At 39.0% G+C, this 21,341-nt stretch carries 16 protein-coding genes; 12 read left to right on the forward strand and 4 right to left on the reverse strand.

The features are described 5' to 3' along the window. Positions 1-8 precede the first annotated feature (8 nt). The 11 genes from ACYVHJ_RS11095 (at position 9) to ACYVHJ_RS11145 (ending at position 13,295) form a co-directional block, all read left to right on the forward strand. Entirely contained in the window at positions 9-1,034 is a 1,026-nt protein-coding gene (locus tag ACYVHJ_RS11095; RefSeq protein WP_460514755.1) for a zinc-binding dehydrogenase, read from the forward strand. Between the two features lie 2 nt (positions 1,035-1,036). After that, a complete protein-coding gene (locus ACYVHJ_RS11100; protein WP_460514757.1) occupies positions 1,037-1,828 on the forward strand; it encodes an SDR family NAD(P)-dependent oxidoreductase in 792 nt (263 codons plus the stop codon). A 22-nt stretch (positions 1,829-1,850) separates the two neighbouring features. Next, on the forward strand, positions 1,851-2,738 hold the full coding sequence (locus ACYVHJ_RS11105) for a sugar phosphate isomerase/epimerase family protein (RefSeq protein ID WP_339906152.1): 888 nt from the start codon (positions 1,851-1,853) through the stop codon (positions 2,736-2,738). A 53-nt stretch (positions 2,739-2,791) separates the two neighbouring features. Next, on the forward strand, positions 2,792-3,664 hold the full coding sequence (locus tag ACYVHJ_RS11110) for an SMP-30/gluconolactonase/LRE family protein (protein ID WP_460514760.1): 873 nt from the start codon (positions 2,792-2,794) through the stop codon (positions 3,662-3,664). A gap of 425 nt (positions 3,665-4,089) precedes the next feature. Then, positions 4,090-5,388: a Gfo/Idh/MocA family protein gene (locus ACYVHJ_RS11115; RefSeq protein WP_460514762.1), complete on the forward strand. Its 1,299-nt coding sequence runs from the start codon at positions 4,090-4,092 to the stop codon at positions 5,386-5,388. 26 nt (positions 5,389-5,414) lie between these two features. Next, entirely contained in the window at positions 5,415-6,176 is a 762-nt protein-coding gene (locus tag ACYVHJ_RS11120; RefSeq protein WP_460514764.1) for a 3-keto-disaccharide hydrolase, read from the forward strand. 30 nt (positions 6,177-6,206) lie between these two features. Then, entirely contained in the window at positions 6,207-7,088 is an 882-nt protein-coding gene (locus tag ACYVHJ_RS11125) for a phytanoyl-CoA dioxygenase family protein (protein WP_460514766.1), read from the forward strand. 17 nt (positions 7,089-7,105) lie between these two features. Beyond that, the gene (locus ACYVHJ_RS11130) at positions 7,106-10,219 is read left to right on the forward strand and encodes a PVC-type heme-binding CxxCH protein (protein WP_460514769.1); all 3,114 of its coding nucleotides are present in this window, start codon (positions 7,106-7,108) and stop codon (positions 10,217-10,219) included. Between the two features lie 34 nt (positions 10,220-10,253). Beyond that, the gene (locus ACYVHJ_RS11135) at positions 10,254-11,081 is read left to right on the forward strand and encodes a 3-keto-disaccharide hydrolase (RefSeq protein WP_339903046.1); all 828 of its coding nucleotides are present in this window, start codon (positions 10,254-10,256) and stop codon (positions 11,079-11,081) included. A gap of 71 nt (positions 11,082-11,152) precedes the next feature. Beyond that, complete coding sequence (locus ACYVHJ_RS11140) at positions 11,153-12,229, forward strand: Gfo/Idh/MocA family protein (RefSeq protein WP_339903045.1); 1,077 nt, start codon at positions 11,153-11,155, stop codon at positions 12,227-12,229. Positions 12,230-12,293: 64 nt separating this feature from the next. Beyond that, complete coding sequence (locus ACYVHJ_RS11145) at positions 12,294-13,295, forward strand: 3-hydroxyacyl-CoA dehydrogenase family protein (protein ID WP_460514773.1); 1,002 nt, start codon at positions 12,294-12,296, stop codon at positions 13,293-13,295. 15 nt (positions 13,296-13,310) lie between these two features. On the opposite strand, the gene ACYVHJ_RS11150 is transcribed toward ACYVHJ_RS11145, so the two are convergent. Then, positions 13,311-13,898, reverse strand: a complete 588-nt coding sequence (locus ACYVHJ_RS11150; RefSeq protein WP_460514775.1) for a MiaE family protein — start codon at positions 13,896-13,898, stop codon at positions 13,311-13,313. A gap of 107 nt (positions 13,899-14,005) precedes the next feature. Here ACYVHJ_RS11150 and ACYVHJ_RS11155 point away from each other — a divergent pair, with 107 nt between their 5' ends. Beyond that, positions 14,006-15,289, forward strand: a complete 1,284-nt coding sequence (locus ACYVHJ_RS11155; protein WP_460514777.1) for a glycosyltransferase family 2 protein — start codon at positions 14,006-14,008, stop codon at positions 15,287-15,289. Here the strand turns inward: ACYVHJ_RS11155 and ACYVHJ_RS11160 are convergent. The 3 genes from ACYVHJ_RS11160 to ACYVHJ_RS11170 all read right to left on the reverse strand — a co-directional run bounded on the left by ACYVHJ_RS11160 (position 15,256) and on the right by ACYVHJ_RS11170 (position 21,323). Beyond that, positions 15,256-16,923 (reverse strand): hypothetical protein, encoded by a 1,668-nt coding sequence (locus tag ACYVHJ_RS11160; RefSeq protein WP_460514779.1) that lies wholly within the window; start codon positions 16,921-16,923, stop codon positions 15,256-15,258. The two genes, ACYVHJ_RS11155 and ACYVHJ_RS11160, sit on opposite strands and share 34 nt — an antisense overlap. Positions 16,924-16,932: 9 nt before the next feature. Continuing rightward, entirely contained in the window at positions 16,933-18,903 is a 1,971-nt protein-coding gene (locus ACYVHJ_RS11165; protein ID WP_460514781.1) for a hypothetical protein, read from the reverse strand. 209 nt (positions 18,904-19,112) lie between these two features. Beyond that, the gene (locus tag ACYVHJ_RS11170; RefSeq protein WP_460514783.1) at positions 19,113-21,323 is read right to left on the reverse strand and encodes a DUF4954 family protein; all 2,211 of its coding nucleotides are present in this window, start codon (positions 21,321-21,323) and stop codon (positions 19,113-19,115) included. Positions 21,324-21,341: the final 18 nt, after the last annotated feature.

Here is a 21,341-nt window from a genome sequence, read left to right on the forward strand (position 1 = left end):
ATCAAATAATGAAAGCAGCAGCTGTAGTAAATTATGCGGAAGCCAAAGGTTCCGTGGAAATAAGAGAAATTGAACAACCTGAAATAGGGGAAGGTGAAGTACTCTTAGAAGTGGCCAATGTAGGAGTTTGTGGTAGTGATCTGCATCAGTGGACATCTGATCACAGTTGGCCGGTAAATTATCCTGTGGTATTGGGCCATGAATTTGGAGGTAAAATATTAGAAGTAGGGCCTAGAGTAGAAGGTTGGAATGTCGGTGACAGGGTGGTAAGTGAAACTGCTGCAGTGATTGATCCATTGAATCCAATGAGTAGAATTGGGCTCTATAATTTAGACCCGACTAGAAAAGGTTTTGGATACGGAGTGAATGGTGCCATGACCAAGTTTGTAAAGGTGCCTGCACGTTGTTTGCATAATGTGCCTGATCAAGTACCTTTTGAGGAAGCTTGTCTGACTGAACCCTGCTGTGTGGCCTATAGTGCAGTTGTTGTCAATTCAAATATCAAGCCCGGAGACAGGGTTTTGGTGATTGGTCCCGGGACGATAGGGATGTTATGTGCCGTAATGGCCAAAATTAATGGCGCAGAAGTAGCAGTAGTAGGTCTAGAAGCCGATAGAGGTAGATTGGAAATTGCCAAAAGCTACGGCTGTGAGGCAATTATAGGAGATGCTACTGAATGGGCCAGAGAAAGAGATGGATTGGGTGCCGATCTAATCATTGATGCAGCGGGAGCCAGTATTACGCTTAAAATTGCCATGGATCTTGTAAGACCAAATGGACAAATCACCAAAGTTGGCTGGGGACCTCAGCCATGTAATTTTTCTTTGGATCCTATCGTACAGAAAAATGTAAGGTTACAGGGCAGCTTTAGCCACAACTGGCCAATTTGGGAGAAAGTTATTGGCATGATGGGTTCAGGTACCTTAGATGTGAAACCGATTATTGGTGGTGTATGGCCTGTAACCTCTTGGTTGGAAGCCTTTGAGAAAATGCACCATGGTGAGGTGGTAAAAAGTGTGCTGAAACCTGTTTAATTATGCGCCTAAAAGATAAAGTAATCATCGTTACCGGAAGCACTACCGGTATTGGGAAGGCCATAGCATTGAAATGTGCCCAAGAGGGAGCCAAATTGGTCATCCATGGTTTGGAAGAAGATTGGGGGCAAGATGTTGTAGCAACCATTGGAGCTGATAAGGCGGTACTTCATATTGAAGATTTGCAAAAAGAGGGATGTGCTGAAAGGTTGGTTGATTTGGCTGTAAGTACTTTTGGCAAATTAGATGCTTTAGTAAATAATGCCGCCTGGGTGGTTTCATCTGATTTGCAAGCTGTGGACAAGCCGTTTTTGGAAAAGGTATTGTCCATCAATACCATAGCACCCTTGCTTTTAATCAAAGCAGCATTAAAGCAAATGGAAGCCAATAAAGGGAATGTATTGAACATCGGTTCAGTAAATGCCTGGAGTGGGGAGCCAAATTTGCTCGCCTATAGTATTTCCAAAGGTGGACTGATGACCATGACCAGAAATCTTGGGGACAGTCTTTTCCGAGATCATGGTGTAAGGGTCAATCAAATCAACCCGGGATGGGTATTGACAGAAACTGAAAAACAAAGGAAAAAGGAACATGGACTTTCTGACCGGTGGTTTGAAGACCTGCCGAAAATGTATGCTCCTGCCGGAAGAATAATAGCTCCTGAAGAAATAGCTGCTGCAGCTATTTTCTGGTTATCAGATGAGTCCGGTCCTGTAAGTGGTCAAGTAATGGAACTTGAGCAATATCCATTAATCGGGAGAAATGCTCCCAAAGACACGAGTACAATAAATTAAAATAACAATTGAAAAATTAAATATGCCTAAATTAGCAGCATTTCCCAAAGCCTTTATGCAGGCCCTCTGCAAAGATGGAACAATGAAACTTGAAGAGTGGATTCAATTGGCCTCTACATTGGAAGTAGAGGGGCTTGAATGGTACGCAGGTTTTCTTGACATGGAAGATGAGTCCAAGTGGCCTACCTATAGAAAAATGGTGGAGGATACAGGAAAAGTTATACCCATGATGTGTTGTTCACCGGATTTTACACATCCCGACAAATCTTTCCGTGAAAAAGAAATTGCAAAGCAAAAGCATTGGATAGACATGACCCATATTTTAGGAGGGGGCTATTGTCGAGTATTGTCCGGACAAAAAAGACCTGAATTGACCTTAGATGAAGGTGTCAAATTGGCTGCAGATTCAATCATGGCTTGTATTCCCTATGCACAAGAGAGGGGGATTACTTTGATCCTTGAAAATCACTATAAAGATGATTTTTGGGAATATCCTGAATTTGCTCAGCAAATGGACGTATTTTGTAAATTAGTGGACAGCATAGACCATCCAAATTTTGGTGTAAATTATGATCCTAGTAATACTTTTCTCGCAGGAGAAGATCCTTTAGAGTTATTAAAAAGGGTTTCTAAAAGGGTGGTGACCATGCACGCGAGTGACCGCTATTTGAAAACAGGAACCATTGAAGATTTGAGAAAAGAAGAAGGTGGGGCAGTAGGTTATGCCAAGAGGTTGAGCCATGGTGAAATTGGAAAAGGACTGAATGATTATGATGCCATTTTTTCTGAATTGAAAAGCGTTGGGTTCGACAGTTGGATCAGTATTGAAGATGGCGTAGATGGAATGGATCAATTGGAAAGAAGCGTAGCTTTCTTACAAAAGAAAATTGCTGTTTACTGGCCTAAATAAATTAATTGAATAATCCGTGCAATATTTATTGCACGGATTAAAACCTTTGAGATTTGGAAGCAAAATTATTATTAAACGCGCAATGTGTTTTGGCTGAGAGTCCTACCTGGTTGGAGGATCCCGGTTGTTACCTTTGGGTGGATATAGAAAAAGGACATTTATACCGACTGATACCTGAGGAATCGGGGGTAAAAAAATGGTCTTTTCCCCATAGGCTTAGCTTGGTGGTCCCTGATGGAAAAGGTAATTATATCCTGGCCTTGGATGCAAGATTGGCTGTTTTTGATCCCAATACTGAGAAATTTGACTGGCTGTGTGATATTGAAAATGACAAGCCTGAAAATCGATGCAATGACGGAGCTTGTGACAGTCAAGGAAGGCTTTGGGTTGGAACCATGAGTACAAAATTTACAGCTCATGCCGGAGCCTTATATTGTGTAGAAAAAGACCTATCTGTAAAGAAAAAAGTGGAAGATGTGTCTATTTCTAATGGTATTTGTTGGTCATTGGATCACAAGACCATGTATTTTATTGACAGCCCAACAAGGGAAATAAAGGCCTTTGCCTATGAAGCAAGCACCGGGAAGATTGAGTTTATAAAAGTAGTTGTAAATGTTCCTGAAGAACTTGGTACCCCAGATGGAATGTGTATGGACCAAAATGGAAAGCTTTGGATAGCCCATTACGGTGGGTTTGGCGTTTATCAGTGGGATCCTGAGACCGGTGAGAAACTGGATAAAATAGAAGTTCCTGCGCCCCATGTTACTTCTTGTGCCTTTGGTGGAAAGGATGGAAAACAATTATTGATTACGACAGCTCAGGAAAATATGAGTCCAGAAATGCTGGATCAATATCCTTTAAGTGGAGGTGTTTTTATATGTGACATGCCTGTTAGTGGTGCCAAAGTTTTTGGCGTTCAGTTTTAAATTCAAAATCAAAAAGATAATAAAGGTGATCAAGGGTAATTTCTCTTGATCATTTTTTTATTCCCTAATCATAATTTTTTAAAAATCGAGGAGATTTAAAAGTGTACCTTAGCTTATTGCAAAGGGTTTATATGTGGTAAATTTTAGCATTGGTTGCTAAGTGTTCAAGCAATAAAATGGAAGGAAAAAAAGAGACAATCCAGAAATGAAGGAATTAGGATAGCGGTTTTGAGTGGGCCTAACAGGCCTATTGCCAATTGATATCAAAATATTATTTTTTACCCAAACCAAACAAGTACAAAAATTTATTTATCAAATGCCATACCTTTTGATATAAAAATTGTTTGAAGTTGATGAGACATATTGTATTTTACGCAATATTCATTATTCTATAGGACCGATCGGTCTCAAAACAGTTACATACTATGGAGCAAAATAATAAGAATCGACGATCATTTTTAAAATCTACAGGTACAGCACTAGTAGCAGGAACTGTATTGCCATTTGGATTTAATATCAGAGAAGGATTTGCCGGCCAAAGGGCAAAGCTTAAGGTAGGACTTATTGGATGTGGTGGTAGAGGAACAGGAGCTGCAGCGCAAGCGTTGAAAGCAGATAAAGATGCAGAGCTAACAGCTATGGGAGACATATTCTCAGATTACCTTGAAGAGTCTTATCAATCCCTTGTAAAGATTAATCCGGAACAGGTGAAAGTTGATGAAGCACATAAGTTTGTTGGCTTTGATGCTATTCAGCAAGTGCTTGACTCAGGTGTTGATGTTGTTATTTTAACAACTCCACCAGCTTTTAGGCCTTCTCACTTCAAAGCTGCTGTTGAGGCAGGTAAGCATGTTTTTTGTGAAAAACCAGTTGCGGTAGATGCTCCTGGTATAAGGAGTGTTCTGGAATCTGCCAGATTGGCCAAAGAAAAAGGGCTATCAGTGGTTTCAGGATTTACTTATAGGTTTGACTTGGCAAAACGAGCCTTATTTGAACGCATGAATAACGGAGGAATAGGAGACATTACCAGTGTTTTTACTATCAGGAATGGGGGAGGATTGTGGTATAAAGAGCGACAAGAGAGTTGGACTGAGATGGAATATCAATTGAGGAATTGGTACTATTATGATTGGTTATCAGGTGATTATATTGTAGAGATGATGGTTCATAGTTTGGACTTAATGTCTTGGGCCTTGGGAGATCGTGTGCCAATAAGTGTTACAGGAACAGGTGGAAGACAGGCAAGAACCGAAGAAAAATGGGGGAATATATATGATCATTTTGCTATAGAGTACCAATATGAGAACAATATCAAAGGGGTGCATATGAGCAGGCAACAAAAAGGTTGCTCAAATACCAATAGAGCAGATTTCACAGGAACTGAAGGATTTGCGACTATTGATTCTGGTAAAAGGACTCATGCCACAATGGGGGAGACCAGATGGGATTATGAAGGTCCATCCAATAACCCATATGATACACAACATGTAGAGTTATTTGAATCCATAAGGGCAGGAAAACCTATGAATCAAGGTGAACTGATGGCCAATAGTACCATGCTGGCAATTATAGGTAGAATGGCAGGTTACAGCGGCCAAACGATTACTTGGGAAGAAGCAATGAAGAGTGAAGTCAAGCTTGGACCTGCAGCAGCTGATTACCGATGGGATTTGGTGGTAGACGTACCACAAGTAGCCATTCCCGGAATCACCAAAGCGGTTTAAAACCTTACCATTTTAAAATTTAACAAATGAAGACAATATATAAGATTCTTTCCATTCTTTTCTTTGTGTGTTTTTTCTTGGAACCTTCTATGGCCCAAGACAAGCTATTTAAGTTTGGAGTACAACAAGACCTTAGCGCCTTGATTCAGGGCAAAAAAGACAAGGGGAAAGCCATCAATTGGATTGATGTAAATACCGGTAAAGATACTTGGCGTTTTGTTGGAGATGAATTGGTTTGTGAAGGTTTACCAATAGGAGTAATCCGCTCTGAAAAGCAATATGAAAATTTCATTATGTATGTGGAATGGAAACACATGTCGGACGGTGGAAATTCAGGGACCTTTGTTTGGTCAGACGCTACTCCAGGGCCAAATGATCTTCCCAATGGCTTGGAAGTTCAGATGCTTGAACTGGACTGGGTAAACCAACATAAAAATGACAAAGGTGAGTTACCTCCCATAGCTTATGTTCATGGTGAATTATTTGGCGTTGGCGGTGTAGAAACGGTACCGGACACTCCCAGAGGAACACGTAGTAAATCCATTGAAAACCGTTGTTTAGGTAAAGGCCTGTGGAATACATATGTGGTCGTAGCGGTGGATGGTGTAGTTAAACTTTCTGTTAATGGAAAATTTGTAAATGGCATTAGTAAAGCCACACAAAAAAAGGGATATATCTGTCTTGAATCTGAAGGAGCACCTATTCATTTTCGAAACCTAACTGTTACCGAATTACCTCCCGGAGTAACCTCAGCAGAGCAGATTGCCCCATTGTTGACCAACCCTTAAACATATCATTATAATTAAATTATAATATCAATGATAAGTGATTTATCAAAAGTTCATGAATTGATCTCAGACCTTTTTCAATGGCCGAAAAATGAAAATGATTGGAATAAGTATAAATTAACGGAGGAGCAAATAGCCTTTTTCAATGAAAATGGCTATTTACCCAATATTAAGTTATTGGAACACTGGCAGGTAGCAAGCCTCAACAAAGAATTGGAAAGTATTACAGATCCCAATCAACCGGGAATGGACTTATTTTACGAATTTGTTTCTAATGAATCAGCCAATCCGGATACCGTTCTATTTCATTCACTGGGACATTGGAGGGTGAAAGAAGGGTTTCATGATATTTTATGGAATCCGGCATTTGTTATGGCGGCCAGCCAATTGTTGGGAGATAATTCCGTGCGTTTTTGGCATGATCAACTGTTTTGTAAACCCGCCAAACATGGGGGAGTAGTGGCATGGCATCAGGATTATTCTTATTGGACCAGGTCTGTGCCCATGCAACACCTGACCTGTTGGGTGGGCCTGGATGACGTAGATGTAGACAATGGTTGTCTTTACTATGTCCCAAAAAGCCACAAGTGGGGTTTATTAGATAAACCGGAATTGGCAGGAGATATGGAAGGGCTAATGGAATATCTTACAGAAGAGCAGAAAAAAGAATTCAAACCTGTTCCCATAGAAATGGAAAGAGGATATGGCACTTTCCACCATCCTTTAATGGTGCATGGCTCCTATGAAAACAAATCGGAGAGGTCTAGAAGGGCCTTTGTGCTCAATGTATTTGCCGATGGAACCAAATCAAATACGGACCAAGAGCTTTTAAAAGGAGTGCCTGTATTTTCTCCCGGTGAAAAACTGGAAGGTCAGTTTTTCCCTATGCTTATCGATAGAAATAAGCATTAATATTGATTTCCTAATACATGCGACAAATCACAAATAAGCATAAAATTTGGATTGGGTTGATTGCTTTTGTTGCAACCTTAACCATTTTGTTAACTTTAAATACCTGGGAAGGTGCTTCCAAGCAGCTTCCCGGTATTGAAGTTCCTGAAGGTTTCGAGATCGAAGAAGCTGTTATACCCGGCCTTGTACAATACCCTATGTTTGGGGTATTTGATGATCAAGGTCGGTTGTTTGTGATGGAATCGAGTGGACATACCGAGGGTACGGAAGAAATTCTGGAAGAACCGGATTTTCAAATTTTGTTATTGTCAGATTCAAATCAGGATGGCATTTTTGATCAGAAAACCGTTTACGTTGACAATTTACCATTTCCGATGGGAGGGGCCTTTGTAGATGGAAGTTTAATTGTTACAGCTTCTCCGGATTTGATCAAGTTTACGGATAATGATGGAGACGGCGTTGCCGAGGAAAAGGAGGTATTGCTAACCGGATGGACATTGAATCACAATGCTGCCATTTTGAGCGGACCGTTTATGGGACCGGATGGGTATCTGTACATGGCAGATGCCAGAAGAGGTTTTGATATCCAAAGCAAAGAGTTTGTCAATTTTAAGGGTAAAGGAGCTCGAATATGGCGATGTCTACCCAATGGAACTCAATTACAGAGCTTTGCCGGAGGTGGTTTTGACAACTCCATAGAGTTGGCATTTACTCCCTCAGGTGATGTTTTGGGTACAATGACTTATTTTACCGATCCTCAGGGTGGATATAGGGATGCACTTATGCATTGGGTGGAAGACGGGGTATACCCAAAACCAAATGCAGTGATTGGGGTAGATAACTTGGTCCGTACCGGTAGTTTGATGCCGGTCATGCATAAAATGGCTAGGGTTTCTCCTTCAGGCTTAATGCGATATGAGGGGAGCAATTGGGGAGATGAATTTGAAGGCAATTTATTTCATGCTGAATTCAATACCGGCAGAATAGTGAAAACGGTGCTTTCTCCTTCAGGAGCAAGCTATAAAGCCAGTAGTGAACATTTTATGACCTCCAGTCTTGCTGATTTTCATCCTACTGATGTCCTTCAAGAGCCGGGAGGGAATTTGTTGGTGGTCAATACCGGTGGTTGGTTTATTTCCGGTTGTCCTTTAAGCCGAACTGCCAAGCCTGAAGTGTCCGGTGGAATATTTAGGATTCGTAAGAAGAAGAACACGCCGGGTAAAGATCCATGGGGAAATAAAATAGCATGGGAATCCTTATCCGTTCCTGAACTGGTGGGCCATTTGGAAGATCCCCGTTGGAAGGTCTCCAATAGGGCTGGGGAATACCTGTTGAAACAACCCCTTGTTGCCATACCATATTTGGTCAATTTATTAGAAAATCATTCGGATGAAGCCATTCGGACAAAGGCGGTTTTCCTGTTATTTAGGACCCAAAATCCTAGGGCTTGGAATCAACTCGTCAAGGGATTAACAGATGAAAGTGACCAAGTAAAAATTGCAGCGGCGAGAGTAATAGGCCTTGCTGAGGTTATTTCTGCCAAGGAGGAATTGATTCAATTGTTGGATAATCAATCCAACTCGGCTTTGGCAAGACAAGTAGCAGTTGCTCTAGGTCAAATAGGGGATCCTCAGGCAACCACTCCCTTACTGAATTTAATGAAGACTCATGGCACGGATAGGTTTTTATCCCATGCAGTAACTTTTGCTTTGATTCAAATGGAGAATGAAGATTTGCTTTTGGAAGATTTGCAGAACGGCAACTTTAATAAAGCGGCCTTGATCGCTTTGGATCAAAAAGAAAGTGCATTACTTAGTGAAGACTTGATGCCAAACTTTTTGACTAATCCTGACAGTACAGTTCGGGCAACAGCGCTTTGGGTGCTGGAAAACCATCCTGACTGGGAGGTGGCCTTTACCGATTATCTGAAATATTTTTTCACTGAGGATAAAAGTCAGATAAATGAATTAACAAGCATATTACCCACTTTTATTGATGCTATTGCTGTTCAAAAATACTTAGCCAATGTATTGGGGAATACAAAAAAATCTACAGAAGAAAAATTGCAAATTTTGCATTTATTGGAGAATAATCCTCCTAAAGAACTTTTGACCGAGCTCAAAAACAGTTTATTTCTTTTGCTAAATAGTCCCGAAAAAGGTATCCAAAAAGCGGTGATTAATTTGGTTGTCCAATTAAAAGAAAAAGCATTTATTTCCCCCCTTAAAATAATATTGTCTGAGACCAAGGAGGATGCCTCCTTAAAGTTGACTGTTTATAAAGGTTTAATAAGCTTAGGAGAATCCTTGTCCACAGCTGATTTTAAATGGATTGCCAAGCAATTGTTAGTGGAAGGAAGGCAACCGCTTCATAGTGAAGCTATAAGTATATTAAGAAATTTAGAATTATATACACAGGACTTATCTTGGATTTTGCAGGAAATTATCCCTGTGTCTGCCAATGGTAATGTGTCTTATTTACTTGAATTATTTGATACTGTTGAAGATGTAAGTATTTTAGTAAAATTGGAAGAAAAATTATTGGATCGTCAAGAGGTTTGGGCTAATTTATCCCCCGATCGATTGGCCCTAATTTTCGAAAAAAGTAATGCAGGTAAGACTTTGTTGGACAGTCTTGAAGCCAGGCAAGAGGGCCGATTAGCCCAATTAGAAGAGATGGCTTCAGGTTTAGTAAAAGGAGATGTAGACAGGGGAAGAGCTATATTTTATGGGGTTGGGGCTTGTAGTACCTGTCATGCTGTATCAGGAAAAGGAGAGACTTTTGGGCCGGACTTAACGAATATTGGTGAGATTCGTTCCCGGCATGATCTATTAGAGGCAATGCTTTTTCCCGGGGCTAGTTTCGCTCGAGAATATGAAACGGTTTCTTTGCAAACAAAGTCTCAGAAATACTTGGGTATTGTTAAGCGTTTTGAAAATGGAAGGTATGAGTTGGCCATAGGTCCGGGCAGTATAATAACTGTTGATGAAGAGGATATTGTAGCAATGGAGGAGGCCAAGCAATCCTTGATGCCGGGCGGTTTATTAAGCAATCTGAACAATCAAGAAATCAGTGATTTAATACATTACCTACAATCCCTTCCTGATGGTATTTATAACAGAAATAACTAGTTAAATTATTATAAACCAATGTTAAAATGCAATTATGCTTAGAAAGCCAAGTATTTGTTTAGTATTGTTTTTTGCCCTTTGTTTGGTGAGTTTTTCTGCCCTTGCCCAAAGTTTCCCGAAAGACCTTCCGGATAGCTGGGAAAAGGGGGAGGCAATTGCCTTGTTTGATGGAAATGATTTGGATCATTGGTATACCTTTATTAAAGATAGAGGAAGGGATGAAGACCCAAAAAATGTGTTTCAAGTGATTGATGGTATACTGACCATAAGTGGTGAAGAATGGGGCTGTATTACAACCATAAATCCCTATGATAATTATATTTTAAAAACTGCTTTTCGTTGGGAAGGAGAGACTTATGGGGACCGAAAAACCAAAGCCAGAGATAGTGGTTTTTTGATTCATTCACAAGGTAAAGATGGTGGATACAATGGAATTTGGATGCATGGGATTGAAGTTCAAATCATTGAAGGTGGTACCGGTGATTTCTTGGTGGTAGGTGATGGAACTGAGACTTTTGGTCTTAGCGCACCGGTAGCAGAAGAATTACAGGGAAGTTCGCACCTTTATAAGCCCGGTGGAGATTTGAGACGAATCAACAGAGGTAGGATCAATTGGTATGGTAGATCACCAAAATGGACTGATACCATTGACTTTAGAGGAAAAAAAGAAGTGGAGAAGAAAGCTGGTAAATGGAATGATTTAGAAATTCAGACCTGGGACGGAAATATTGCCGTATTTTTAAATGGTAAGCTGGTCAACTTTGCCACCAAAGTAGAACCTGAATTTGGAAGGATACAGGTGCAGTCTGAAGGGGCAACCATAGCATTCAAAGAAATAACCCTTTACCCTTTGATCAAATAAACCTGAAGGATTATTTTTATCAATAGCATGTATTCAATAAGTTTAATCTTTAATTATAAAAAATATAAACCATGAGCCAAGAATCAGTTAAAGTATTAGTAGTTGGATGTGGAAATATGGGAGCCTCACATGCTCTGGCATACCATGAGTTGGATGGGTATGAAATTGTGGGACTTGTATCCGGAGGTAAAACCAAGGAAGTATTGAATGAAAAACTCGGAGGGGGATATGCCTTGTATGATGATTTTTATAAAGCTATGGAGGCAACCAAACCTGATGCAGTAAGTATATCTACCTATCCTGATACGCATGAGACCTTTGCCATTAAAGCTATTGAAAGTGGTTGTGATGTCTTTGTTGAAAAGCCTTTAGCTGATACCGTGGAAGGAGCCAGAAGAGTTGTGAATGCAGCCACCAAACACAATAAAAAGCTTGTGGTAGGTTATATCTTGAGGCATCATCCTTCATGGGAGAATTTTATCTCTGTAAGTCAAAAGTTAGGCAAACCTTTGGTAATGCGGATGAACTTGAACCAACAGAGTGAAGACAAAATGTGGACTTTGCATAGAAATCTAATGAAAAGTCTTAGCCCTATAGTGGATTGTGGTGTGCATTATATTGATGTAATGTGTCAAATGACTCGTTCTAAACCTGTTCAGGTCTATGCCATAGGGGCCAGATTAACGGAAGAAATTCCTGAAGGAAATTATAATTATGGAAACCTTCAAATTCGATTTGAAGATGGTTCAGTAGGTTGGTATGAGGCAGGTTGGGGGCCAATGGTCAGTGAAACAGCCTTTTTTATAAAAGATGTATTTGGCCCAAAGGGATCTGTGTCAATTGTAGCCAAAGAAGCAGGTGGATCTGGAAAATCAGATAGTATTGAAGCACATACTAAAACCGAATCACTTTTATACCATAGATCTGAGTTAGATGCCAACGAGAAATTTGCTCATGAAGATGAATGGATTGATTTGACAGATGAGCCGGATCACAATGGCTTGTGTAAACGAGAACAAGAGTATTTTTTGAAGGCCATCAAAGAGGACATTGATTTAACGGATCATATGGAAGATGCAGTCAATAGCCTTAGGATAGCTTTTGCTTGTGACGAATCTGTAAAAACAGGAAAAGTTGTACATTTATAAAATTGTTTCATTGAATTCAGGCCGGCTATCCATTAGTCGGCCTTATATCACTTAAAATATTTATATGTCAGGTGAATTTGACCCTAATGACTTTCCTGTAGGAATCATTGGTTTAGGAATGATGGGGAGCAGCATTGCTGTTTGTATGCTAATAGCTGGGCACCCTGTAACAGGTGTTGAATTGGTAGAAGATGCGCTTGAAGGAGCTAAAACACGAATTAAAAACCACTTCAAATTGGCCGAAGAAAAAGGACTTTTGGAAGGTCCTCCTGAGGATTACCTGAAAAAGCTAACCGTATCTTCAGACCTTACTACATTGAAAGATAGCAGGTTGGTGCTGGAATCAATCAAGGAAGATATCAATATAAAAAAGGAGGTTTTTGAAAAAGTAGATGCCATTGTTGCCAAAGATGCCTTTATTACGAGCAATACATCGGCAATTCCAATTAGTGATTTACAGGTTTTTGTGAGTAATCCGGAAAGATTTTTTGGATTACACTGGATGGAACCTGCATTTACCACTCGCTTCTTGGAAGTTATTTGTGGGGATAAAAGCGATTTGAAAAAGGCCCAGTTTCTTTATGATTTGGGGGAACTCTGGCAGAAAGAAACCGTTTTGTTGAAAAAAGACATACCTGGATTTATTGCCAATAGGCTCATGTACGCCATGTACCGTGAAGCCATGCATCTGGTAGATGAAGACTATGCTTCGGTAGAAGATGTGGATCGGGCGTGCCGAAATGTTGCAGGATATTTCATTCCCATGATGGGAGTCTTTCGTTGGATGGATTTTACCGGAATTGCTTCATACCATAAGGTAATGAAAGACCTATTCCCAACCCTAAACAATGCGGTTGCACCGGGTAAACTCATGAACAAAATTGTAGATGAAGGTGGAAGAGGCATTTTCAATGGCAAAGGGTTCTATCAATACACAGAAGAAGAAAAAGAGATCTGGCAAAAATTATACAACGACTTTTCTTTTGAAATCAGAGACCTTACCTTAAAATATCCTGCAGATATTGTACAGCAAAAACTGAAGGGAAAACAGGAGGACGAACAATAGCATATTACTGAAAGCCTAATGTAGGGCAGGTTTTATGGGGAGGTTATTGACAACCTCTCCTTCAAATTCCATCATTTCATGCAGTCTTTTGTAAACTGTATCCTTATCAAAATACTGCAAAGCCAATTCCACAAAAATATTACCATGTTTGGCCTCAGAGGTCCAAAGGCTTTTGTAAAACTTTTTTAAGGCAGGATCTTCATGCGCTTCAGAGACCATTTTAAACCTTTCGCATCCTCTACATTCCACAATAGAACCCATTAATAACCTTGACAAAAAACGGCTTTCATTGGTACCTCCGTGGGTTAAAGGCATCAGTTGTTTGATATATAGGTCCTCTTTCATTTCTTTATTTAGCGGAACACCTCTGCTTTGCATCAGCTCGAAAACCTCCTGAAAATGCTCTAATTCTTCAATGGCTGTCTCGATCATTTCCGGAATTATTTTTTCCCTATCCGGGTATTTAGCAATCAATGAAGTAGCCATGGCAGAAGCTTTTCTTTCACAATCTGCATGATCTTGTAAGAATGTATCAAAATCTTGCATTACCGCATTAAGCCACTCCTGTGAGGATGGTACTTTAAGGTCAATGGCGTATTTCATATCTAAATATTTTACAATTAATTTTAGGCTTAAAGAAGTAAATGTACCATTTCTTTTTCAATTTTGGGCTTGTGTTTCTTCCCTTTTCTATTTAAAATAATACTAAAATGTCTCAGGATATAGCTAAAGTATCAGCCAATTATAAACATAGATTCAATGTCAATGACCCTTATTTTGATGAATCACCGGCTGAAGAACTTTCGCTTATCGTTGTGATTCCTTCCTACAAGGAGCCGGATATTTCATGTACTTTAGCCTCTCTTTGTCAATGTATTGCTCCCAAAGGAAAAGTGGAATTAATTATTGTCATCAATGCGCCGGAGAATGCTCCCCCAGAGGTTTTGGAAATGAACAGGCAAACCATTAGACAAATAAGAAGCCTGGAAAAACAATTGGCCGAGAATAGAATCAGGCTTAAACTTATTCAAGAAGAAAACCTTCCTAAAAAGTTTGCCGGTGCCGGTTTGGCAAGAAAGATTGGGATGGATGAAGCCTTACAAAGGTGGAATTTGGCAAAAAAGGATGGACCAATTATTTGTTTGGATGCAGATTGTACGGTTTCTAAAGATTATTTGATTGCAGCCGAAAAGGCCTTCTCAAATCCTTTGATCCAATTGGGACATTACCAATTTAAACACTTATTCTTGGAGGAAAAAGATGAACAACTTAAAAATGGCATTGTGCAATATGAACTTCACTTGAGATATCATATCCAAGGACTAAAATGGTCAGGATATCCCAACGCAAAACATACGGTAGGTTCATGCATGGTGGTAAGGGCTTCTGCTTATGCGAAATCAGGAGGAATGAATAGGAGAAAAGCAGGAGAGGATTTCTATTTTATGCATAAACTTCTTCCGATCTGCCAATTTATCTATCTCCCGGCCCTGGTCTATCCCTCTGCCCGATCCTCAGACAGGGTACCATTCGGCACAGGAAGAGCCCAATTAGAGTTTTTGGATGCAGGTGCTCAAATTAGAAATACCTACCATCCGGAAACCTATATTTCATTGAAGCAATTCTTTAAGCTTGTACCAAACTTGTATTATACCGTAAAAGGCCTGGAGGAATTGCCTGAGCATTTACTTCAATTTCTACTTGAACAAGGGGTTGAAAATAGGCTGAAAGACATGATTAGTCAATCAAAGACTGCAAATATATTTGTCAAGAATTTTTGGCAATGGATGGACGGTTTTATGGTGCTTAAGATGACACACTATCTAAGAGATTCTTGCCATTCTGAAATGCCTATAGACATGGCCTGCAGCTCCTTATTAATGAATTTAGAAGAAAGTATACCCCTATCTCTGTCCTTGACTGAATTACTGAAAAGATATCAACAGCTTGACTTTAGTGATTATTCTAAAGGGCTAACTACGAATGATACCTGATGCCCTTTTTCTAGCTTTAATTCGATGCCTTCCATCAATTCATTTCCACTGTAAGTTTGACCAGATTCTCCTTTTGAGAAAGTGACCTTGTATTTTTGATCCTTATCTACCGTAAACCATTCAGGGAGTTGGTTGATCCGGGGGTAATCCAAAGGTAATTTAAATACACTTTGATGCCTTGGGTGATCGAATTTGATTTTTCCTTCCCAATCTTCGTCACTTACCATGCTTATTAAAATCCCATTCTCTAAAGGGCTAGCGCCTAGATATAGCTCTTCTTTCCATGGAGAGGCAGTAACCCCTTGACTTTTCCATAATGAATACATAATGCTGGTTCTAGCAAAATTCCCATCTCCGTGCCAGCCTTCAATTATTCCGGTATTTCTAAAAGCTTCTGTATTTTTTCTATAGGATGAATCCTGTAAAGACCACATGTGCTGAATTTCGCTGTCAATCCAATCTTTGGTCTCGGGTAATGCCTCTCTATTATAAAGATTCAATGCACTTTCGATGGCATCTGCATAACCGTCTGCACTACCATCTTCCCAATCATAATGGGTATAATTGTGAAGATTTTTCATGGCTTTCATAACGGCTTCCTTGTAGGGGCCGTACTGGTCTTGAAGATATACACTATAGTATGCATTATAGGTATAACCCCAAGTATCTGCAATCCTTTCGTCTAAAATTTCACCGGTTTGAGGGTTAATCTGGTTATAAAATAAGCCGTCTTCATTTATGCCGACTTCCAGTATCCTATCCAACATCCGGTATATATGGGATTTGTACGCTGTAGCTTTTTCCGGATCACTATTGGCCACTGCTACATAGAGTTCGCATAAACCTGAAACGATTTCACATCCATGATCCCTTAGTCGAAGTATCTCAACATCATCTGTAGGATGATGATCACCTAATAGGTAGTAATCCCCTAAACGTTCTGCCCAAATTAAGTACTTTTCTTCTCCGGTCATCCAATATACACGGGATAAAGCCTGAAGTAATTCCCCGTTTACTTCCACATTTAGAGAGGGAATGTTACCAAATGGAGTAACATAAGAGGCGTTTTTCCATATATCATCAATTAATGCAATCATTCTTTCTGACCAAGGCGTATGTCCTATGTACTCCGTTAAAGGCAAAAGGCCATCTTTGATGTATTCCGAGGCACCAAAAATAATTTCATCCTTGTCAATTTCCTCCCTATCAAAGTCCTTTTTTGTAAAGGAATAGGTGTCAGGTAGCCTGTCAAGTCTCGAGGTTAATGCTATCTCTGTTTGTAGGATTTGTGCCATCTTACCTTTATATAAGGTAGGTTCCAAGATAGCAGAAGTAAGTACCATAAAGGGATAATTATCAGCAGCCGCATCTTTAGCATTCCAGATGTCGATACTTTCCCTAAGATTTCGAGGGATCAACCCACTTTCCTTATCTGCATAAGGCAACCAAGCTTGGACAAAAAGCATGCTACTTCTAAAGCCCTCATGGGCCAAATAACCATTTTCAATGGCTAAGTTTTCGCTTGCTTCATTGACTTTAGTTTCGGGTCCTTTACATGAACCTAAGAAGAAAATTAAACTTGAAGTAAAAAAACATAAACTCCAGAGGCTTTGGGCTTTTAAATGATGACGCATTGTAATTATCTATTGTTCTAAAATTATTCCTTCCTGGTAAGTGGCTTTTATGAGTTGATGAGGCTTTGATATACTCATGTAATAATGACCAGAACTTTCTTTTTGCAGACTTTCAACAAAAAGATTATTATTTAACCCTTCAAATTTAACATATATTTTAAATGCTCGTTGGTCTTTTACCATTATTTCTTCTTCAACATTTATTGAAGCCTGAATAACCTTAGGAACTATTAATTTTCGTTTTATTGGTTTGTTGTTTATGGTAATAATTTGGCTTTTCACAGAAAGGTCAAAAAATCCCAAATTAACTTTCAGTCCTTGAACAAGAGGGAGGGATCGCAATGCTCCATGAAACTGTAAAATGTCAAATAATCCCGGATTATCGGTAAGGTAATAAGTTTGTTCACCTTGTATTGGATTATTGGCTATTAAGGTAATACTGTCACCATAGTGAATTTGAATTTTTGTATTCTCATATTCAAAGGTTCTTTTTATTGGGAAATGTTTATTTTTATCTAGCCACAATAAATAGGATGAATTTTCGCGATTGTTTGAAGCAAAGTCATTAATAGGATGGGAAGGGCTTTCCAGTGCTATTTTTTCTTTATTCCTAAACTCAGTGACAGTCGTGATTAAAAAATCTTCAAAATCATCTTTCTTGGAAGCAGAGGTAGGCAGGTTGTTTTTAGAAAAGAGCATTAGGATTGATTCCTTTAATTGCAAAGTATCATGGTCATTATCAAATGATTGAAAAATCTCACTAAAACCATTGTTTATTTCTTTTACTTGCTCTAAAGTAAGGGAAGCATTGCTTTTTATTTTTCCAGATCCGGAGGAAATATTATTAGATACAACGTACTTATTTATATCGTCATCAGATGAAATCTGCTTGACTTCATAATTCCAGATTGGAAAGGAATTTAATTTTATGGTTAATTCTTCCTGCCAGGTCTCAGGCTTAATTAGCTTATTACCAATAGGTACATGCAAAGCAATCATATTGGGTTGATATTCCTGGTAAGTATCGCTAGAAACAGGAATAAGTACGGGAGCTGGCTTTGGGTCCAAGGAGATGGAATTGCTGGATAATTTAGCCTTTAAAACCATTTCATTGAAATCTAAGGAATCAATTTTATAGGGAGAAGGATTAAAAAAAGATTTAAAATCTAAATGTTCAGCAATAACTTTATATTTTAAAATTTCAAGTGATTGATTTGGGTTACCTTCAATGTGATAAGCGGAATAGGAGGGGTAATTTTCATTTCCTTCATTAACAAAGAATGTTCCTGATTGTCCTTTATAGTTTGGGATTGAAAATTCAAAACCTTGATTTCCATTAGGTGAGGAGGCAAGGCCTGAACCTCTTAGCAGATCATCGTTTTTTTTGAAGCTTACTTCTCCTGAAATAACCTCCATCTCTCCCGAGGGTCCATATAGTTTTCCTTGTAAATTATTTATTTTTGGTCTGGGTATTATTTGTTCGATAATATTAAGGTTTAATTGAATGCTTACCCCTTCCAATGCTGCAAAAGAAATGTTGCCTTGTAAGGTAACTTTATTTCCTTGTACCGTATAGTTAAAATCTTCTGATGAGACGCCCTTGGCAAAATGTGCAGTTTTCAGTTGGGGTAAACAAGGGGTAGGATGGAAGTTTGCCCTGTCTATTCCTCCTTGCCAATGATCAGAGGAATTTAAACCTTTTTTAAGTACCAATTCATTCCATTCGATAATAGGGATCTTTTGGGTAGTCAAAAGGTCCGGTAAAAGACAGTAAATACGCTCTTTCCCCTCTGGGAAAACCATGATTTTCGGTAAGGATATTTTCTGAGTGCCTTCAGGAGATGTGATTTCCAGATAGCTCTCATTGGTGGAAGAAGGATTTAGTATTAAATCGGGACAAGGCTCAGCAATAGCTGAATAGGTAAACAATGACCAAAAAATTGCCATTAAAATCACCCGAAAAATAGCACTACCTATCATAATTTCAATGGTTTTAGACCAAATTTTTAATGCTAATTAATTTAAGAAATTTTAATGGGAAATAAAAAATCCTTATGCATTGAATACATAAAGATTTTATTGCTGGTAAACAAAACTCCGGTGTTTCTTCTTTAAAGAGGGATCATAGAAAACTACGAGATAAAGCTTTTTTAATCCTTCTTAAAAGTTGAACAATTGCAGTTTAAAAACTATTGTAAACCAGTAAGGAATTGATCGATTTGCGCCATAAATTCCCTGCTTTCCTTTTTCTCTGACTGGATAAAGCCATTGTCTTCCAAGGCGCCTAAAACTTGGTCCCTTTCGGCTTCATCCGCATAAACCATGTTTCTAAAAGGGTTGTCATAATCTTTTTTTCTACTAATATAAATGCTATCTGACATCCATTGTCTGAATGATTTCGCCTGTTCCAGCATTTGAATTAGTTTCTCTTTGGTAAATTCATTGGAACTGATGCCTTGCGCAGCAAATGAAATGGCAAAGGCATGTTTGGTTTTTGCCTCTTCATATTCATTTCCTAGCTTTTTATAACACAGGTGTAATTCTTTCCAAGAGTTGATTTTATCTTTCTTTACATCTGAAATCAATTGATCCATGCTTGATTTAGGCACCAATTGACCGCCAAGATTAACCCATAGCTCCGGTTGCTTAAGCTCCGAAGTTAGTTTTTTGATTAATTTTTCATCTTTTAAATTGGTATCCGAATAGTATTTCGTCAAGCAGTAAATCGGGTAATAATGAATGACTTTTTTGAAGCACAAGTAAGCCTCAGTCAATTTGATTACTCGGATTTTTCTTTTGCTATTTTCCCAACCTGAAGCAAAATAGCTTAATTCTTTTAAAAGAGGATCATTTAAGTTAAGTAGTTCCTTTCCTTTTTCTTGCATTGATTGAATAGACGGATTTTCCTCTAAAGGGAATTTCTGAAAATACGCTGCCCCACAAATTTCCTCCAAAGTAGCGATGGAGCCAAGCACTTCCATCATGCTGTCAGGAGCTAGAAAATCAAATTCCAATCTTTGAAATTTTTCTATTCTTTTGTCCCTTGCTTTATATTTCCATGCATTTCTAGACAATGCATACAGGTTGTATTGAAACCAGTATGCCGGCATAACCACTAACTCATCATTGGTAACATCATTGCTTAGCAATGAAAAAGGAATGGGTATATCTAATTCTGCAGGGTAATCACCTTTCGCAACTATGGTAAATGTTGCCAGACGTGAATTGTGTTTCAAACTTACGCAGAGCCCTGGCCAAAAACCTCTTCCGGCAATGATTTCACCATCTGCTCCTCTAGAGTTGTGGTTGGATCCCACGGTTGCCCCGGCTGCCATATTGCTTTGACCTTGGACCAATGCTGCACATAAAAACGAATTGTTATGGTGTTGTTCATGGGAGGGGAAAATCAAAGAATTTAGAACTTCACAACATGAAATCGTTGCATTAGAACCCAAATAACTATTAATTAATCGGGCTCCATATTTAAGCTGAGTTTGCGCAGCCATCAAAAATCGTACAGCCTTAACGCCATAAAAAACGGTACATCCCTCGCTAACGATGCCATTGACCAGCTCACAGCCTTCACCAATTTGGGTGCTTGCATCCGGTGTAGAGTGGATGGTTAAGTTTTTGAGCTTATTTGCTCCTTTAATATAAGCATCCGAACCAAACCATACATCCTTGATGATTAAGGTATTTTTAATGATACAACGATCACCAACTTTGCCATAATAGCCACGCTTTACATCAAATTCTTTTTGGGTAAATTCCAGTAATTTGGACTGAAATGCAGTATCTATTCGGTGTCGGGACCATAGCCAGGCGTCTCCGGGTAGCATTCCACTAAAGGGAGCCACCTTCCGACCTCCATTTTCATTACAGAGTTCTAGCCAAATTCTAACCTCTTCTTCTTCACCCTCTTTTACAATGCCATTGCCAAATTTTGCGTGACTGGTAGTGGACATCTCATTGACATTAACCAGGATGGCCTCATTACCGATAATATAATGGGAGAGATAACTGACATTGTCAATGATTACATTGTCTCCAATATCACAACTTATGATATGGCTATTGTAAAGACCGACAGGCATTCTAAGGTTATGGTATTCCAAGAAAAAGGGTTCCAATTTTCCTATTCTAATCAGTCCAAAAAACTTGCAATTCTTTACCAATTCAGGATTGAAAGCGTCGGAAACAAAAATTTTATTCCAATCATCAGCTTGGTTTTGATTGCGAACCAATTGCTCAATTTCATTGGCATTGAGGTTGCGAAATAAGGTTTTGGTTCTATTTTGTTTATTCCGAAGGTAATATTCATCGGCCCCTTCAGGAAGGTATTTAGGGTCAATGAATTGGTAACCTAATGTTGATATTGGGTGGCGTGTTATTTTATTCATTATTCAATTTGCTAGTCA

It is taken from the genome of Cyclobacterium sediminis (assembly GCF_054781075.1).

Coding starts and splice junctions, on each gene's coding strand:
- ACYVHJ_RS11150 (WP_460514775.1), bottom strand. CDS start 13,898: ATGAAATACGCCATTGACCTTAAAGTACCATCCTCACAGGAGTGGCTT.
- ACYVHJ_RS11165 (WP_460514781.1), bottom strand. CDS start 18,903: ATGATAGGTAGTGCTATTTTTCGGGTGATTTTAATGGCAATTTTTTGG.
- ACYVHJ_RS11135 (WP_339903046.1), top strand. CDS start 10,254: ATGCTTAGAAAGCCAAGTATTTGTTTAGTATTGTTTTTTGCCCTTTGT.
- ACYVHJ_RS11115 (WP_460514762.1), top strand. CDS start 4,090: ATGGAGCAAAATAATAAGAATCGACGATCATTTTTAAAATCTACAGGT.
- ACYVHJ_RS11145 (WP_460514773.1), top strand. CDS start 12,294: ATGTCAGGTGAATTTGACCCTAATGACTTTCCTGTAGGAATCATTGGT.
- ACYVHJ_RS11140 (WP_339903045.1), top strand. CDS start 11,153: ATGAGCCAAGAATCAGTTAAAGTATTAGTAGTTGGATGTGGAAATATG.
- ACYVHJ_RS11095 (WP_460514755.1), top strand. CDS start 9: ATGAAAGCAGCAGCTGTAGTAAATTATGCGGAAGCCAAAGGTTCCGTG.
- ACYVHJ_RS11100 (WP_460514757.1), top strand. CDS start 1,037: ATGCGCCTAAAAGATAAAGTAATCATCGTTACCGGAAGCACTACCGGT.
- ACYVHJ_RS11120 (WP_460514764.1), top strand. CDS start 5,415: ATGAAGACAATATATAAGATTCTTTCCATTCTTTTCTTTGTGTGTTTT.
- ACYVHJ_RS11160 (WP_460514779.1), bottom strand. CDS start 16,923: ATGCGTCATCATTTAAAAGCCCAAAGCCTCTGGAGTTTATGTTTTTTT.
- ACYVHJ_RS11155 (WP_460514777.1), top strand. CDS start 14,006: ATGTCTCAGGATATAGCTAAAGTATCAGCCAATTATAAACATAGATTC.
- ACYVHJ_RS11105 (WP_339906152.1), top strand. CDS start 1,851: ATGCCTAAATTAGCAGCATTTCCCAAAGCCTTTATGCAGGCCCTCTGC.
- ACYVHJ_RS11125 (WP_460514766.1), top strand. CDS start 6,207: ATGATAAGTGATTTATCAAAAGTTCATGAATTGATCTCAGACCTTTTT.
- ACYVHJ_RS11130 (WP_460514769.1), top strand. CDS start 7,106: ATGCGACAAATCACAAATAAGCATAAAATTTGGATTGGGTTGATTGCT.
- ACYVHJ_RS11170 (WP_460514783.1), bottom strand. CDS start 21,323: ATGAATAAAATAACACGCCACCCAATATCAACATTAGGTTACCAATTC.